At 71.6% G+C, this 14,593-nt stretch carries 16 protein-coding genes; all 16 read left to right on the top strand.

The annotated features are described in order from the left end of the window. Positions 1-192: 192 nt before the first annotated feature. The 16 genes from ACZ5KV_RS08730 (at position 193) to ACZ5KV_RS08655 (ending at position 14,581) form a co-directional block, all read left to right on the top strand. Positions 193-2,097, top strand: a complete 1,905-nt coding sequence (locus ACZ5KV_RS08730) for a diguanylate cyclase domain-containing protein (protein ID WP_464238917.1) — start codon at positions 193-195, stop codon at positions 2,095-2,097. Next, entirely contained in the window at positions 2,094-2,837 is a 744-nt protein-coding gene (locus ACZ5KV_RS08725; protein ID WP_464238916.1) for an AzlC family ABC transporter permease, read from the top strand. Before ACZ5KV_RS08730 ends, ACZ5KV_RS08725 begins: the two co-directional genes overlap by 4 nt. Further along, the gene (locus ACZ5KV_RS08720) at positions 2,827-3,129 is read left to right on the top strand and encodes an AzlD family protein (RefSeq protein ID WP_464238915.1); all 303 of its coding nucleotides are present in this window, start codon (positions 2,827-2,829) and stop codon (positions 3,127-3,129) included. The genes ACZ5KV_RS08725 and ACZ5KV_RS08720 overlap by 11 nt, the downstream gene beginning before the upstream one ends. A gap of 91 nt (positions 3,130-3,220) precedes the next feature. Then, complete coding sequence (locus tag ACZ5KV_RS08715) at positions 3,221-3,667, top strand: DsrE family protein (RefSeq protein WP_464238914.1); 447 nt, start codon at positions 3,221-3,223, stop codon at positions 3,665-3,667. A gap of 92 nt (positions 3,668-3,759) precedes the next feature. Then, positions 3,760-4,107 (top strand): MTH938/NDUFAF3 family protein, encoded by a 348-nt coding sequence (locus tag ACZ5KV_RS08710; protein WP_464238913.1) that lies wholly within the window; start codon positions 3,760-3,762, stop codon positions 4,105-4,107. Between the two features lie 428 nt (positions 4,108-4,535). After that, positions 4,536-5,345 carry a 2-amino-3,7-dideoxy-D-threo-hept-6-ulosonate synthase gene (locus ACZ5KV_RS08705; protein ID WP_464238912.1) on the top strand — a complete coding sequence of 270 codons (810 nt, stop codon included), beginning with the start codon at positions 4,536-4,538 and terminating at the stop codon, positions 5,343-5,345. Positions 5,346-5,363: 18 nt separating this feature from the next. Then, positions 5,364-6,338: a 3-dehydroquinate synthase II family protein gene (locus ACZ5KV_RS08700; RefSeq protein ID WP_464238911.1), complete on the top strand. Its 975-nt coding sequence runs from the start codon at positions 5,364-5,366 to the stop codon at positions 6,336-6,338. Between the two features lie 4 nt (positions 6,339-6,342). Further along, the gene (pheA, locus tag ACZ5KV_RS08695) at positions 6,343-7,455 is read left to right on the top strand and encodes a prephenate dehydratase (protein WP_464238910.1); all 1,113 of its coding nucleotides are present in this window, start codon (positions 6,343-6,345) and stop codon (positions 7,453-7,455) included. Positions 7,456-7,515: 60 nt separating this feature from the next. After that, on the top strand, positions 7,516-7,740 hold the full coding sequence (locus ACZ5KV_RS08690; protein ID WP_464238909.1) for a DUF2283 domain-containing protein: 225 nt from the start codon (positions 7,516-7,518) through the stop codon (positions 7,738-7,740). 10 nt (positions 7,741-7,750) lie between these two features. Continuing rightward, positions 7,751-9,091, top strand: a complete 1,341-nt coding sequence (gene aroA, locus ACZ5KV_RS08685; RefSeq protein ID WP_464238908.1) for a 3-phosphoshikimate 1-carboxyvinyltransferase — start codon at positions 7,751-7,753, stop codon at positions 9,089-9,091. A gap of 21 nt (positions 9,092-9,112) precedes the next feature. Beyond that, entirely contained in the window at positions 9,113-9,874 is a 762-nt protein-coding gene (locus ACZ5KV_RS08680; RefSeq protein WP_464238907.1) for a prephenate dehydrogenase/arogenate dehydrogenase family protein, read from the top strand. 117 nt (positions 9,875-9,991) lie between these two features. After that, entirely contained in the window at positions 9,992-11,407 is a 1,416-nt protein-coding gene (locus ACZ5KV_RS08675; RefSeq protein ID WP_464238906.1) for an anthranilate synthase component I family protein, read from the top strand. Then, a complete protein-coding gene (locus ACZ5KV_RS08670; RefSeq protein WP_464238905.1) occupies positions 11,391-11,978 on the top strand; it encodes an anthranilate synthase component II in 588 nt (195 codons plus the stop codon). Before ACZ5KV_RS08675 ends, ACZ5KV_RS08670 begins: the two co-directional genes overlap by 17 nt. Before the next feature lie 164 nt (positions 11,979-12,142). Further along, positions 12,143-13,156, top strand: a complete 1,014-nt coding sequence (gene trpD / locus ACZ5KV_RS08665) for an anthranilate phosphoribosyltransferase (RefSeq protein WP_464238904.1) — start codon at positions 12,143-12,145, stop codon at positions 13,154-13,156. Next, positions 13,149-13,922, top strand: a complete 774-nt coding sequence (locus ACZ5KV_RS08660; RefSeq protein WP_464238903.1) for an indole-3-glycerol-phosphate synthase — start codon at positions 13,149-13,151, stop codon at positions 13,920-13,922. The genes trpD and ACZ5KV_RS08660 overlap by 8 nt, the downstream gene beginning before the upstream one ends. Continuing rightward, complete coding sequence (locus tag ACZ5KV_RS08655; RefSeq protein ID WP_464238902.1) at positions 13,919-14,581, top strand: phosphoribosylanthranilate isomerase; 663 nt, start codon at positions 13,919-13,921, stop codon at positions 14,579-14,581. Before ACZ5KV_RS08660 ends, ACZ5KV_RS08655 begins: the two co-directional genes overlap by 4 nt. Positions 14,582-14,593 lie beyond the last annotated feature (12 nt).

The following is a 14,593-nucleotide window of genomic DNA, read 5'->3' as shown; positions in this document are numbered from 1 at the left end:
GGGCGGCGGGTTGCGATGCCGCAGGAATGTAGGCAAATCCCGGGGCGGGGGCAAGGCCCGGGCGCCCCCCCCCGGACGCGACGGCACCGCTGCGCGCGCATCGGGCTTGCGCAAGGGCGCCGCCGGAGCTACACAATGCGGACGCCCCGCGCGGGGCGCCCCTTCCCCAGCATGTTTCGGAGACGCGCGCGAATGCATTCCCCTTCGGCCTTGCGGCGGATATTCCCGTTCCTCCTGACGGCCCTGGCGGCCGTGGCCCTGGCCGGAGCCGCCCGGGCCGCGGCCCGGCCCGGGGTCGTGGCCCTGACCCCGATGGAGCAGGCCTTTCTGGCGGCCCACGGCCCGGTGCGCATGTGCGTGGACCCGGACTGGGAGCCCTACGAACGCATCACGCCCGAGGGCGACTACCGGGGCATCGGCGCGGACCTCGTGGCCCTGGTGGCGAAACGCGCCGGAGTAAATCTGGAGCTGGTGCCCACCCGCGACTGGGACGAGAGCATCGCCGCATCCCGGGACGGACGCTGCGACATCCTGCCCTTCCTGAACCAGACCGCCGGGCGCGACGCCTGGCTCCTGTTCACGCGCCCGGTCTTCAACGACCCAAACGTGTTCATCACCCGCGAGGAGCACGAATTCATCTCCGACCTGTCCTCCCTGGCGGGTGCGACCGTGGCCCTGCCCTCGGGCACCATGGTCGAGGAGCGCCTGCTCGCCCGGCACCCCGGGGTGCGCGTGATCCATACGGCCTCGGAGGCCGAAGCCCTGCGGCTGGTTTCCGAGCGCAAGGCGGACATGACCCTGCGCTCGCTGACCATGGCCGCCTGGACCATCCGCAAGGGCGGCTGGTTCAACCTGAAGATTGCCGGGCAGTTCCCGGAATACGCCAACAATCTGCGCATCGGTGTGCGCCGCGAGCTGCCCCTGCTGCGCACCATCCTGGACAAGGGCGCGGCCACCATCAGCCCCGAGGAGGTCCGCGCAATCGTCAACCACCACGTGGCCATCGAGGTGGTCGGACCGGTGAACTACCGCCGCCTGCTGCTGGTGCTCGTGGGTCTCGCGGCCCTGGCCCTGGTGGTCGGCGCCTGGGCCTGGCAGACGCGACGCATGAACCGCAGGCTCGGGGCGCAGCACGCCGAACTCCTGAGCCTGAGCCGGGCCCTGGGCGAAAGCGAGGCCCGCTTCCGCACTCTGGCCGACACCACTTCCGTGGGCATCTACATCCTGCGCAACGACGAACTGGTGGTGGTCAATCCCGGAATGACCGCGATCAGTGGCCGCCCGGAGCAGGCCCTGCTGGGCCGCGATTTTTTTTCGCTCATCCACCCCGACGACCGCGAAATGGTCCGCAAGCGCAGCCAAGCCCGCCAGCAGGGCGAGAACCTGCCCACGCGCTACCAGTTCCGCATCGTCACCGACGGCGACCGCCTGCGCTGGGTGGAACTGACGGCGGGCAACGTGCTCTATCAAGGCCTCCCCGCCGTCATCGGCACGGTCTACGACATCACCGAGCAGCACCGCAGCCGGGAGCGCATCGAACACAAGGCCATGCACGACCCGCTGACGGGCCTGCCCAACCGGGCCACGCTCATGGAGCGCCTGGAACGGGCCCTGGCCCGGACGCTTGAGGGCGACGGGCCGCCCCTGGCCCTGCTGTTCCTGGACCTGGACGGCTTCAAGACCGTGAACGACACCCACGGCCACGACGCGGGCGACCGGCTGCTCATGGCCGCGGCCCGGCGCATCCGCCGCTGCGTGCGCGCGGCGGACACCGTGGCGCGCATCGGCGGCGACGAATTCGTGCTGCTGCTGCCCGGTGTGGACTCGCGGGATCAGGCCCTGGCCGTGGCCGAAAAGGTCCGCACCGCCCTGGCCCGGCCCTTCGAGCAGGACGGGCTCGTGCTGCACGTGTCGTCGAGCATCGGCGTGGCCCTGGCCCCGGAGCACGGCCGCACCGCGCGCGAGCTGTGCGCCTGCGCCGACCAAGCCATGTACCGCGCCAAGCACGACGGGCGCAACGCCGTGCGCCTTTGCGCAACGCCCGACGGCGCCTGCCCGCCCGACGCGGACTCCGCCGCCCTGCAGGAGGTGCCGTGACTCTGCCGCCCGCCGCCCCGGGCTTCGACCTCGCCGGGCTGCGCCTGGGCGCCGGGGCCGCCGCGCCCGTGGCCCTGGGCGTGGCCATCTACGGCCTGGTCTACGGCATGCTCACCGGGCAGGCGGGCATGACCCTGGCCGAGGCCGGATGCATGAGCGCCCTGGTCTTCGCCGGGGCCTCGCAGTTCGTCGCGCTGGAGATGTGGAGCCCGGACGTGCTGGTCCAGCCCCTGCCCGTGGCCGCCCTGGCGCTCATGGCCCTGGTGGTCAACCTGCGCCACGTGCTCATGGGCGCGGCCCTGGGGCCGCACCTGGCCGGGGCCGGGCCCCTGCGGGCCTACGGCAGCATGTTCTTCCTGGTGGACGAAGGCTTCGCCCTGGCGGCGGCCTACCACGCCCGGGGCGGCCGCAGGACCTCGTTCCTGCTGGGCACGGGCCTTGTGCTCTACGCCGCCTGGCTGGGCGCCACCCTGGCCGGGCACGCCGCCGGAGCCCTGGTGCCCGACCCGGCGCGCTACGGGCTGGACTTCGCCTTCACGGCGGCCTTCCTGGCCTTGCTGGCCGGGCTGTGGCGCGGGCGGGGCGACGCGGCCATCTGGCTGGCGGCCGCCGGGGCGGCCGTGGCCGGGCAGCACCTTCTGCCCGGCAAGTGGTACATCCTGCTCGGCGGGCTGGCCGGAGGGCTGACCGGGCTGGCCCGGCGGACGCAGCGGACCGCACGGGGAAGCCATGAGCGTTAGCGCCCAGGCCCTGACGGCCATCCTGGCCATGGCCGTGGTCACCTACGCCACGCGCGCCGCAGGGCTGTTCCTGGTCGGGCGCATGCGCCTGGGGCCGCGCGCCGAGGCCTTCCTCTCGGCCATTCCCGGGGCGGTGGTCGTCTCCCTGGTGGCCCCGGCGGTGCTGACCCAGGGCCCGGCCGAGGCCCTGGCCGGGCTGGCCGCCCTGGGCACGGCCCTGGCCACGCGCAGCCTGCCCCTGGCCATGGCCGCCGGCGTGGGCGCGGTCTGGGCCCTGCGGCTGCTGTTCTAGATTCCCGCCTCTTTTGTACGGGTTTTTCTTCCCCTGCGCCTCCGGGCTGTGCTAGGGTTGCCAAAACCCTCACGCCTCCTGGAGGTTCCCCATGAAACGTCCGCTCCCGCGCCGTGTCGGCGCCGTCTGCTCCGCCCTGCTGCTGACCCTGCTGCTGGCCCTGCCCGCCCTGGCCGGGCCGCCCGCGCGGATCATGACCAGCGTGACCACCGCCGACGTGAACCGCGCGGCCATGGCCATCCAGTTCACGCACGCGGCCATGAAATCCAAGGGCCTGCCCGCCACGCTGTTCTTCAACGTCGACGGCGTACGCTTGGTGCACAAGGGCATCCCGTCGCCCGTCTACCCTTCGGGCCAGTCCATCCGCGAGATGATCGCGGCCTTCATGCACGACGGCGGCACGGTGCTGGCCTGCCCCATGTGCATGAAGCACGTGGGCGGCATGACCGAGGCCGACCTCATGGACGGCGTGGCGGCCAGGGCCGGGGCCGGGGTGGACGCCGCCACGCAGCCGGACACCCTGGTGCTGACCTATTGATCCCGGGCGGACGGCGCGGGCCCCCGGCCGCTGCCGCGCGCCGTCCGCCGCAACAGACCGGGCCGCCGGGCCGCCCGGCACGACGTGCGACCATGACCGTCATCGAGGAATACCACTTCGGGTTCATCCGCATCGACGGCGAAACCTACCGCAACGACGTGAAGATCGTCGCGGGCCGGGTGGTGCCCAAATGGTGGCGCAGGCGCGGGCACGTCTTCGACGTGCGCGACATGCGCGACATCCTGGCCCTCCGGCCCCGGGCCCTGGTTTGCGGCACGGGCTCCTCGGGCATGGCCCGGCTCTCCGAGGCCCTGATCCGGGCCCTGGAGGCCGAGGCCATCGCCCTCCACGCCCTGCCCACGGCCCAGGCCGTGGAGCTTTTCAACCACCTGGCCGCCGAGGGCGTGGCCGTGGCCGGCGCCTTCCACCTGACCTGCTGAAGCCGGCGCCGGGGCAGCGCCGAAGCCTGCCGAAAAAATCCATCATCGGTTTCGCTTCGCCCGCAAGCCGCGCCCCACGCGGCCTCCCGCCCGCCGCACACCGGGCGGACACCACCTCCAACGGGCCGGAAAAACGGCATGTTTCCCCCTCTCCCGGATTTTTTTCTTGACACCGCGCCGCACGGAGCGCTACTTCCCTCGCATGCAGACCACGACCCCCTTCCCGCCCAGCCCCTGTACCGCCGCCTCCAGCTTCGGCTGGATGTATTTTTGGTACTTTATGCCGGCCTGCGGTCAGGGACGGGGTGCCGTGTAGAATCGAGAACACGCACCAGACCTCCAGGGCCGCGGGCAAAATGTCCGCGGCCCTTTTCGTTCCCTGGGCCGTGGGCCCCCGGCGCCGGAGCGCAAACCGGAGGAACAGGACAATGAATACGAACATGGGCAAGGTCGTGCGCCTGGAGCGCCTTTTCGACCGCAACACCGGGCGCATCATCGTCGTGCCCCTGGACCACGGCGTCACCGTCGGGCCCATCTACGGCATCGTGGACCTGCGCGACACCGTGAACCAGATCGCCGAGGGCGGCGCCAACGCCGTGCTCATGCACAAGGGCATGCCGCGCTGCTCCCACCGCGGCTCCGGCAAGGACGTGGGCCTCATCATCCATCTCTCGGGCAGCACGTCCCTGTCGCCCTTCCCCAACGCCAAGACGCTGGTCGGCAGCGTGGAGGACGCCCTGCGCCTGGGCGCCGACGGCGTGTCGGTGCACATCAACCTGGGCGACGAAACCGAGCGCGACATGCTCCACGCCCTGGGCGAGGTGACCAGCAAGGCCGACTCCTGGGGCATGCCCGTGCTGGCCATGATGTACGCCCGGGGCCCGCGCATCAAAGACGAGTTCGGCCTCGACGTGGTGCGCCACTGCGCCCGCGTGGGCCAGGAGCTGGGCGCCGACGTGGTCAAGGTGCCCTACACCGGCGACATCGACAGCTTCGCGCGCGTGGTGGAATCGTGCTGCATCCCGGTGGTCATCGCCGGGGGGCCCAAGCTGGAGTCCACCACCGACCTGCTGGCCATGGTCCACGACTCGGTGCAGGCCGGTGGCGCGGGCCTGTCCGTGGGCCGCAACGTGTTCCAGCACAAGAACGTCTCGCGGCTGCTCAAGGCCCTGAACGGCATCGTCCATGCCGACTGGGATTTGGATCAGGCCGTGGAATTCATGGGCGAAGACCTCTAGCCAAGCCCGGAGAAACCCATGAAAACCGTTTTTTTCCAGGCCATTCCCTTCGACAAGACCCAGGTCACCCTGGCCCTTGAGTCCGGAGTGGACGGCGTGATCACCACCCCCGAGGCCGCCGACGCCGTGCGCGCCCTGGCCAAGATCGAGGTGCTGACTCCCGGCGACTTCACCCGCGTGGCCCTGGGCTCCAAGGCCGACGAGGAAACCGCCGCCAAGGCCCTGGCCGCCGGAGCCCGCGTCATCCTGGCCCACGGCTGGGAGATCATCCCCGTGGAGAACCTGCTGGCTCAGGGCTCGGGCCTGGGCTGCGAGGTCACGAGCCTGGACGAGGCCCGGCTGGCCGCGGGCATCCTGGAGCGCGGGGTGGACTTCGTGGTCCTGCTGCCCGAGGCGGCCGGAGCCATGAAGGCCGTGGTGGCCGACCTCAAGCTGAACCAGGGCACCCTGGCCCTGGAGGCCGCCACGGTCACCGCCGTGCGCCCCGCCGGGCTCGGGCACCGCGTCTGCGTGGACACCATGAGCATGCTGCGCACCGGCCAGGGCATGCTTGTGGGCAATTCCAGCGCCTTCACCTTCCTGGTGCATGCCGAAACCGAGTCCAACCCCTACGTGGCGGCCCGGCCCTTCCGCATCAACGCGGGCGCAGTGCATGCCTACGCCGCCATGCCCGGCGACCGCACGCGCTACCTCGAAGAGCTGGCCTCGGGCGACGAGGTGCTCATCGTCGGCGCCGACGGCGCCACCAGCCTGGCCACCGTGGGCCGGGTCAAGGTCGAGGTGCGGCCCATGCTGCGCGTCACGGCGCGTACGGACTCCGGGCGCGAGGGCGCGGTGTTTCTGCAGAACGCCGAGACCATCCGCGTGGTCCGCGAAGACGGCTCGCCGGTGTCCGTGGTCAGCCTGACCGAGGGCGACCGCATCCTGGTCCGCACCGACGAGGCCGGGCGCCATTTCGGCATGCGCATCGCCGAGGACATCAAGGAAGGATAAGCCCATGGCCGACAAAAACGCCGCCACGCGCATGGACGCCCTGCGCACCGAGATCGACGCCCTGGACCTGGAGCTGCTGGCGCTGCTCAACCGCCGCGCGGCCTGCTCCCAGGAAGTCGGGCGCATCAAGGCCGCCGAGCGCGACCTGATCTTCAAACCCTTCCGCGAAAAGGAAGTTCTGGCCGGGCTGGCGGCGGCCAACGCGGGCCCGCTGCCCGAGGAGCACCTGCGGGCCATCTACCGCGAAATCTTCTCCTCCAGCCGCAGGCTCCAACGCCCGCAGCAGGTGGCCTACCTGGGCCCCGAGGGCACGTTCTCCTATTTCGCGGGGGTGGAGTTCCTGGGCCACAGCGCCGACTTCGTGCCCAAGGCCGGGCTGGAGGGCGTGTTCCGCGCCGTGTCCCAGGGCGAAACCGAGCTGGGCATCCTGCCCCTGGAGAACTCCCTGCACGGCACGGTGGGCCAGAGCCTGGACCTGTTCCTGCGCTTCGAGGTGCACATCCTCTCCGAGCTGTTCTGCAAGATCAGCCACACCCTGCTCTCCCCGGCCGCGCGGCTGGCGGACATCAAAACCGTGTACTCCCACCCCCAGCCCCTGGCCCAGTGCGACGCCTGGCTGCGCACCAACCTGCCCGGGGCCACCCTCGTGCCCGTGGAGAGCACCGCCGCCGCCGCCGCGCGCGTGGCCGAAACCCCCGACGCGGCGGCCATCGGCCACAAGGCCCTGGCGGCCATGTTCGGCCTGAACGTGCTGGCCCGGGGCATCGAGGACCTGCCCGACAACTGGACGCGCTTCGTGGTCGTCGGGCCGCGCCCGGCCGCTGGCGGCGCGCGCGACAAGACCTCCCTGCTCTTCACCGTGCCCGACAAGCCCGGCGCCCTGGTGGGCGTGCTGGCCACCCTGTCGGCCCACGGCATCAACATGAAGAAGCTCGAATCGCGGCCCATGCGCGGCGAAAAATGGAAATACGTGTTTTTCGTGGACCTGGAATGCGACCTGGGCAGCGAGCAATACGCCCGCGCGCTGGACGAACTGGGCACCAACTGCCATACCATGCGCATCCTGGGCAGCTATCCCCAGGGCCCGTCCCTGGACGTGTCCGCCGGGCTGGACTAGAACGCGCGAAACAATTCCGCGACCCGCGCCGCCGGGTCGCCAGACGAAGGACGAACCGCAATGCAACTGTGTTACGACTCCGAAAACGACGTGCTGACCATCGTGCTCTCCTCCACCCCGGTGCGCACGCTGGACACGGAAAAGCCCGGCGTGGTCCTGGGCTACGGCGGCGACGGCTCGCTGGTCAATTTCGAGATCAAGAACGCCTCGCGGCGCATCGACAACCACCGCTCGGTGGACCTGTGCGTCAACGGGCGCAACGTCCAGGGCATGAAGCTCCTGTAAGGCCGCCGACATGACCGCTCCCGCCGTTCCCGTCCTGGCCCCGCCGAGCAAATCGCTCTCGCACCGCATGGTCATCGCCGCCGCCCTGGCCGACGGGGTCAGCGAAGTCCGCCGCGTGCTGCAAAGCGACGACCTGGAGCGGACCATGGGCTGCCTGACGGCCTGCGGCGCGCGCTTCGAGGCCGACGGCGACGCGCTGCGCGTGACCGGCGTGGCCGGGCGGCCCCGGGGCGGGCAGGCCGAGCCCGTGAGCCTGAACGTCCACGAATCGGGCACCACCTGCCGGCTGATGACCGCCGTGGCCGCCGCCGGGCAGGGGCTGTTCCGCGTCCACGGCGCCCCGCGCATGCACGAGCGGCCCATGGGCTCCCTGGCCCGGGCGCTGGCCGCCCAGGGCGCGCGCTTCCAGTGGGAGGGCCGCGAGGACTATCCGCCCTTCGTCCTGGCCGCCTCGGGCCTGCCCGGCGGCGAAATCGCCGTGGACCTGGACGAATCCAGCCAATACCTTTCGGGCCTGCTGCTGGCCGCCCCCTCCGCCGCGCGGCATATGGTCATCGCCGTGGGCGGAACCAAGGTCGTGTCCTGGCCCTATGTGGCCCTGACCCTGGCCGTGCAGGAGCTGTTCGGCGTGCGCGCCGGGGCCCAGCTCCACGACGGCGAGTCCTGGGTTGCGACCGACTGGCGGACCCTGCGCCGGGTGGACCCGGGCCGGGTGCGCTTCGTGGTCCGCCCCGGGGGCTACCGCGCCGGGAGCTACGTGGTCGAGGGCGACTGGAGCAACGCCTCGTACTTCCTGGCCGCCGGGGCCGTGGGGCCGCGCCCGGTGCGCGTGGCGGGCCTGCGCGAGGATTCGCTCCAGGGCGACCGCGCCATCCTGGGCATCCTGCGCCAGATGGGCGCGCGGGTCATGTGGCACGACGACGCCGTGACCGTGGGCCCGCCCGAGGCAGGACCCCTCGCGGGCGTCGTCGTGGACATGGCCGCCTGCCCGGACATCGTGCCCACCGTGGCCGCCGCCGCCTGCTTCGCGGCCACGCCCACGGAAATCCACGGCGCCGCGCACCTGCGCATCAAGGAATGCGACCGCCTGGAAGCCACGGCCACGGAGCTTTCGCGCGCCGGGGCCCGGGTCAGCGTGCTGCCCGACGGGCTGCGCATCGAGCCCGCGCCCCTGGCCGCCGGGAGCGCCGTGCCCATCAGCACCCACGGCGACCACCGCATCGCCATGAGCATGTCCCTGCTGCAACTGGCGGGCGTGCGCCCCGAGCTGGACACCCCGGGCTGCGTGGGCAAGTCCTTCCCGGGTTTCTTTGCCGAATGGAACAAGGTCGTTTCACAACTTGGATTGTGATTACATATGGTTACGCAAGTTATGAACATAAGTGACATCCTGCTCGTCGGCGCCGGAGGGCGCATGGGCCGCCTGCTGGCCGGGCGCGCCCGGGCCGCCGGGCTCGCCGTGCGCGGGCTGGATGCGCCGCTGTCCCCCGAGGCCCTGGCCCGGGACGCCCGGGGGGCGGACCTGGTGCTCCTGGCCGTGCCCGCCGCGGCCATGGCCGAGGTGGCCGGGCTGTGCGCGGCGGCCATGGGTCCGGGGCAGATCCTGGCCGACATCTGCTCGGTGAAGGTCCGGCCCCTGGCCGAAATGCTGGCGGCCCACCCCGGCCCGGTGGTCGGCACGCACCCGCTCTTCGGCCCGGAGCCCGCCCCCGACGCCACCCGGGTGGCCGTCGTGACCGGGCGCGACGCGGCCGCCGCCAGGGCCGTGGCCGACCTCATGGCCCGCCTGGGCTTCATGCCCTTTTCCACCACCGCCGAGGCGCACGACGAGGCCATGGCCAACATCCAGGGCCTGAATTTCATCACCAGCGTGGCCTACCTGGCCACCCTGGCCCACCGGCCCGAGCTGGCCGACTTCGCCACCCCGAGCTTCACCCGCCGCCTCGACGCCGCGCGCAAGATGCTCACCGAAGACAGCGCGCTGTTCTCCGGGCTCATGGACGCCAACCCCTACACCCAGGACGCCGTGCGCGCCTACCGCTCCCTCCTCAACATCGCCGCGGGCGGCGACATCGAGCTGCTCTGCGAGCGGGCCAACTGGTGGTGGCGACAGGGAACCAGCGGGGGAGGCTGACGCACGCAGAAACGATAGATAGTCGATGACGCGCCGCATCTCCCCCGGGGGATGCGGCGTTTTTTTACACCTCGCGCGGGCGGCACGGCCCGGGCGCCAACGGACACAGGAGGCGACATGGAACCCTTGGAATTGAGGCAATACGGGCAATGGCTGCCCGCGGACATCCAGACCCCGGTCAGCCTGTTCCTCGGGCTGGTGGGGCACAAGCAGGGCCTGCTGCTGGAAAGCGCCGAGGTGGACGGCCGCTTCGGGCGCTACAGCATCGTGGCCTACAACTACGCCATGCGCCTGTCCTGCACCCGGGGCAGGCTGGACGTGGGCGTGCGCGACGAGCGCCTGCAAGGCATGAAAGCCTTCGGCGGCATGCCCTTCCTGGACGGCGTGCGCCAGGTCATGGCCCACCTGCGCATCCTGCCCGCCGAGGGCTTCGAGGACCTGCCGCCCATCACGCGCTCGCTTGCGGGCTACTTCGGCTACGGCACGGCGGGCATGTTCGAGCCCAAGCTCATGCCGCTGCTGCCCCCCGAGGAGGCCGAGGCCTGCCTCGTGCTGCCCGGCAACGTGGTGCTCTTCGACCACCTCTACCACCGGCTGTGCTTCCTGACCCTGACCAAGGGCGTGCGGCCCCAGGCCGACCTGCGCAACGTGACGCGCACCCCGGTGGCGCCCGGCGTGGGCGAGGTCCGCGCCGATCCGGGCGAGGGCTCGTACAAAAAGGGCGTGGCCGACGCCATCGAGCTGATCCGCCAGGGCGAATGCATCCAGACCGTGCTGTCCACGCGCTTCTCGGCCTCCTTCGAGGGCGACAGCTTCGTGCTCTACCGGCGGCTGCGCCAGGTGAACCCCTCGCCGTACATGTTCTACATGCGCCTGCCCAAGGTCGAGCTGTTCGGCTCGTCGCCGGAAATGCTCGTGCGCTGCCGGGGTGGCGAACTGACCACCTGCCCCATCGCGGGCACCCGCCCGCGCGGCGAAAGCCCCGCCGAAGACGAAGCCATGGCCGCCGAACTGCTGACCGACCCCAAGGAGCGCGCCGAGCACGTCATGCTCGTGGACCTGGGCCGCAACGACCTGGGGCGCATCGCCACCCCCGGCTCGGTGCGCGTAGACAGGTTCATGCAGGTCGAACGCTTCTCCCACGTCATGCACCTGACCTCCTACGTCGGCGCGCAGCTCAAGGACGGACTGGACGCCCTGGACGTGCTGGCCAGCACGTTTCCGGCGGGCACGGTGTCCGGCGCGCCCAAGGTCCGGGCCATGCAGATCATCGCCGACCTCGAGCGCCAGGGGCGCGGGCCCTACGCGGGGGCCATCGGCTGGCTGGGGCTCGACAAGGGCCGTGTGGACCTGGACACCGGCATCACCATCCGCAGCATGTGGGTGCGCGGGGGGGTGCTGTCCTGGCAGGCGGGCGCGGGCATCGTCTACGACTCGGACCCCGCCCGCGAATGGCAGGAATGCAACAACAAGGCCCGCGTCATCCGTGAAATCCTGACCGGCAAGGGAGGCCTCGATGTTCTTGCTGATTGATAACTACGACTCCTTCACCTTCAATCTGGTCCAGGCCTTCCAGCGCCAGGGCCGCGACCCGCTGGTGAAGAAGAACGACGACCCCGCCGTGCTGGACCTGGCCACGGACCCGGCCCTGGAAATGGTCTGCCTGTCCCCCGGGCCCAGCCGCCCGGAGAACGCGGGGCTGTGCCTGGAGTTCCTGGCCCGGCTGCCGCATGCGGTGCCCGTGCTGGGCGTCTGCCTGGGCCACCAGACCCTGGGCCTGTTCGCGGGCGCCCCCGTGGTGGTCAACTCGCGCATCATGCACGGCAAGACCTCGGAGGTGGACCACGACGCCACGGGCCTGTTCACAGGCCTGCCCCGGCCCGTGACCGTCGGGCGCTACCATTCCCTGGTGGTGGATGTCGCCGCCGCCCCGGCCGAGGCCCAGGCCCTGCTGCGCGTCACCGCGCGCACGGACCGGGGCGAGGTCATGGCCCTGGAATACACCGACCGCCCCTGGGCGGGCGTGCAGTTCCATCCCGAATCGGTGCTGACTCCGGACGGCGAGCGCCTGCTCGCCAATTTCCCCCAGGCCCTGCTGCCCTGACCGCTTGTTGAAAAATCAAAATCCGCAGGTCGTTCCAACATGGTGACATGCAAAAAGACGAAAAACCCCGGAGCGCGCAGTGCGTCGCATACGCGCAGCGGCCCGGGTTTTCCCGTCGACGCAGCGGAGCACCGTTTGGGAGCGGCCCGCCAAGGAGGCGCGCAATGACCATGCACATGGCCGACGTTCTGGAACTTCTGGCCTACCACAAGAACCTGCCCCCGGAGATGGCCGACGAGGCCTTCGCCCGGCTCATGGACGGCACCATGACCCCGGCCCAGGCCGGGTCGTTCCTCATGGGCCTGAAAACCAAGGGCGAAACCGCCGACGAGCTGGCCGCCGCCGTGCGCGCGGCCCTGCGCCACGCCCGGGCCGTGCCCGGCCTGTCCGGCCCGCGCATCGACACCTGCGGCACCGGCGGCGACGGCACGTGCAGCTTCAACTGCTCCACGGCCACGGCCCTGGTCCTGGCCGGGCTGGGGCACAACGTGGTCAAGCACGGCAACCGCTCGGTGACCAGCACCTGCGGTAGCGCCGACGCCCTGGAAGCCCTGGGCCTGCCCCTGACCACCGAGCCCGAGGCCGTGGCCGGAGAGCTGGCCGCGCGGCATTTCGCCTTCCTCTTCGCCCCGGGCTACCACCCGGCCTTCAAGCATATCATGCCCGTGCGCCGCGAAATCGGCTGCCGCACGCTGTTCAACCTGCTGGGCCCGCTGCTCAACCCGGCCCGGCCGACCCACCAGCTCCTGGGCGTGGGCATCCCGGGCTTCGCCCCGCGCATGGCCAAGGCCCTGGCGCTGACGGGCGTGTCGCGGGCCTGCGTGGTCCACGGCGCGGGCGGATTCGACGAACTGACGCCCTTCGGGGTAAACTCCGTGGTCTGGGTCCACGACGGCTGGTTGCGCGAAGAGGAACTGGACCCGCAGGCCCTGGGCCTTGCGCGCCACAACCCCGAAGACGTGACCGTGACCGGCAAGGAGGCCGCCGTGGCCGTGCTGCGCGAACTGCTGGAAGGCGGCGGCCCCCAGGCCATGCGCGACATGCTCGTGCTCAACGTGGCCGTGTGCCTCTTCCTGCTGGACGCCGCGCCCGGCGCCCCGGGGACCATGGCCGAAGCAGTGGAACAGGCCCGGGCCGCCGTGGCCGCCGGGGCCGGGAGGGCGCTGCTCCATGCTTGAACGCTTCGCCCAGGCCAAACGCCGCGAAATCATGGACCTCATGGCCCTGGATGCCGGGGGGCGGATGCCCGCGCCCCGGCCCGGCCCGCGCCCGTCCTTCACGGCGGCCCTGCGCGCGGCGGGGGCCGGAGCCGTGGTGGCCGAATACAAACGCGCCTCGCCCAGTCGGGGCGACATCAACCTGGCCCTGGGGCCGCTGGACGTGGCCCGGGCCTACGCGCGCGGCGGGGCCGCCGCCATGAGCGTGCTCACCGAGGGCGACCACTTCCGGGGCGAACTGGCCTTCCTGGACGCCTGCGTTCCGGCGGGGCTGCCGCTGCTGCGCAAGGACTTCGTGCTCCATCCGCTCCAGGTGCGCCATACGGCGGCCACCCCGGCCAGCGCCGTGCTGCTCATCGCGCGCATGGTCGAGCCCCGCGAACTGGAACAGATGATCGCCCTGGCCCGGGAGCTGGGCCTGGAACCCGTGACCGAGGTCTTCGACGGCGAGGACCTGGCCCGGGCGCGCGGCGCCGGGGCGACCCTCATCCAGGTCAACAACCGCGACCTGGACACCCTGGAAATCTCCCTGGACGTGTCGCGCAGGCTGGCCGCCGCGAAGATGCCCGGGGAAACCTGGATCTCGGCCAGCGGCATCACGCGCGGGGCCCAGGTGGCCGAACTGGCCGCCCTGGGCTACGACGCCGTGCTCGTGGGCACCTTCCTCATGGAGGGCGCCGACCCCGGCGCGGCCCTGGCCCGGCTCGTCGAGGAGGCGAAACCATGACCGCTCCCCAGCCGCCCAGGCCGACCAACCCTCTGGTCAAGGTTTGCGGCATCACCCGCCAGGCGGACGCCGACGCCTGCCTGGAAGCGGGAGTGGACATGCTCGGGTTCATCTTCCACGCCCCGAGCCCGCGCTGCGTGACCCCGACCCTGGCCGCCGCCCTGCACACCCCGGGCGCCCTGCGCGTGGGCGTGTTCGTGCGCCAGCCCCAGGCCGAGGTGCTGCGCATCATGGCCGAGGCCCGGCTGGACCTGGCCCAGCTCTGCGGCGACAACGACCCGGCCTTCTGCCGCGCCGTGGGCCCCGGGCGGGTGCTGCGCGTGTTCTGGCCCGAGCGCTACCCCGCGCGCGCGGCCCTGGAGGACGACCTGCACCGCCTGGGCCCGGCCATGGCCTACGCCCTGTTGGACGCCGGAACCTCCGGCGGCGGCCATGGCCGCACCCAGGACGCAGAGCGCCTGCGCGGGCTGACCTGCCCCGTACCCTGGCTGCTGGCCGGAGGGCTCTCGCCCGAAACCCTGCCCGCGGCCATGGCCGCCTGCACCCCGGCGGGCTACGACCTGAACTCCGGCCTGGAATCGGCCCCCGGCATCAAGGACCATGCGCGCATCCGCGCGGCCCTGGCTCTCATCCGCCCCCCGGCCCAGCCCGGGAGCTGACCCGGGGCGCCG

This window comes from Desulfocurvus thunnarius (assembly GCF_055390965.1).
The sequence above is the reverse complement of the archived record's forward strand: the minus strand, read 5'-3'. Positions and strand labels throughout refer to the sequence as shown.

Bases quoted from the DNA above. Each gene is read 5' to 3' on its own strand.
- ACZ5KV_RS08690 (WP_464238909.1), top strand. From the start codon at position 7,516: ATGCAACTGTGTTACGACTCCGAAAACGACGTGCTGACCATCGTGCTC.
- trpD (WP_464238904.1), top strand. From the start codon at position 12,143: ATGACCATGCACATGGCCGACGTTCTGGAACTTCTGGCCTACCACAAG.
- pheA (WP_464238910.1), top strand. From the start codon at position 6,343: ATGGCCGACAAAAACGCCGCCACGCGCATGGACGCCCTGCGCACCGAG.
- ACZ5KV_RS08715 (WP_464238914.1), top strand. From the start codon at position 3,221: ATGAAACGTCCGCTCCCGCGCCGTGTCGGCGCCGTCTGCTCCGCCCTG.
- ACZ5KV_RS08675 (WP_464238906.1), top strand. From the start codon at position 9,992: ATGGAACCCTTGGAATTGAGGCAATACGGGCAATGGCTGCCCGCGGAC.
- ACZ5KV_RS08720 (WP_464238915.1), top strand. From the start codon at position 2,827: ATGAGCGTTAGCGCCCAGGCCCTGACGGCCATCCTGGCCATGGCCGTG.
- ACZ5KV_RS08705 (WP_464238912.1), top strand. From the start codon at position 4,536: ATGAATACGAACATGGGCAAGGTCGTGCGCCTGGAGCGCCTTTTCGAC.
- ACZ5KV_RS08680 (WP_464238907.1), top strand. From the start codon at position 9,113: ATGAACATAAGTGACATCCTGCTCGTCGGCGCCGGAGGGCGCATGGGC.
- ACZ5KV_RS08710 (WP_464238913.1), top strand. From the start codon at position 3,760: ATGACCGTCATCGAGGAATACCACTTCGGGTTCATCCGCATCGACGGC.
- ACZ5KV_RS08730 (WP_464238917.1), top strand. From the start codon at position 193: ATGCATTCCCCTTCGGCCTTGCGGCGGATATTCCCGTTCCTCCTGACG.
- ACZ5KV_RS08655 (WP_464238902.1), top strand. From the start codon at position 13,919: ATGACCGCTCCCCAGCCGCCCAGGCCGACCAACCCTCTGGTCAAGGTT.
- ACZ5KV_RS08670 (WP_464238905.1), top strand. From the start codon at position 11,391: ATGTTCTTGCTGATTGATAACTACGACTCCTTCACCTTCAATCTGGTC.
- ACZ5KV_RS08660 (WP_464238903.1), top strand. From the start codon at position 13,149: ATGCTTGAACGCTTCGCCCAGGCCAAACGCCGCGAAATCATGGACCTC.
- ACZ5KV_RS08700 (WP_464238911.1), top strand. From the start codon at position 5,364: ATGAAAACCGTTTTTTTCCAGGCCATTCCCTTCGACAAGACCCAGGTC.
- aroA (WP_464238908.1), top strand. From the start codon at position 7,751: ATGACCGCTCCCGCCGTTCCCGTCCTGGCCCCGCCGAGCAAATCGCTC.